General features: G+C 65.3%; 1 protein-coding gene. It reads right to left on the bottom strand.

Going from position 1 to position 262, the window contains the following annotated elements; genetic code table 11:
- Positions 1-262: hypothetical protein (locus tag EOD29_RS32640; protein WP_164763989.1), on the bottom strand; the 262-nt coding region annotated here is incomplete at both ends.

The raw sequence follows: 262 nt of genomic DNA, 5'->3' as shown, positions 1-262 counted from the left end.
GGCCCGCGCCTCGAGCTTCGGCCGCTGCGCGCCCGACAGGAAGCCGCCGACATTCGGTTCATGCGGCTGCGGCTCGCCGGAGGCCTTGGCGGCATCGGTCATGTCGAGCGCCAGCTGGGCGATTTCCATTTCCGACAGCGGCGAGCGCTTGGCCAGCTTCTCGATCTGCTTGCGATATTTGTTGCGCGAGCCGGAATCGAGGATGCCGTAATCCGAATGCTCCCAGAGCAGCTTGTCGACATGGCTGACCTGCTCGACCCAG

This window comes from Mesorhizobium sp. M1A.T.Ca.IN.004.03.1.1 (assembly GCF_003997555.1).
GTDB lineage: Bacteria > Pseudomonadota > Alphaproteobacteria > Rhizobiales > Rhizobiaceae > Mesorhizobium.
This window is presented reverse-complemented; position numbering and strand designations above follow the sequence as displayed.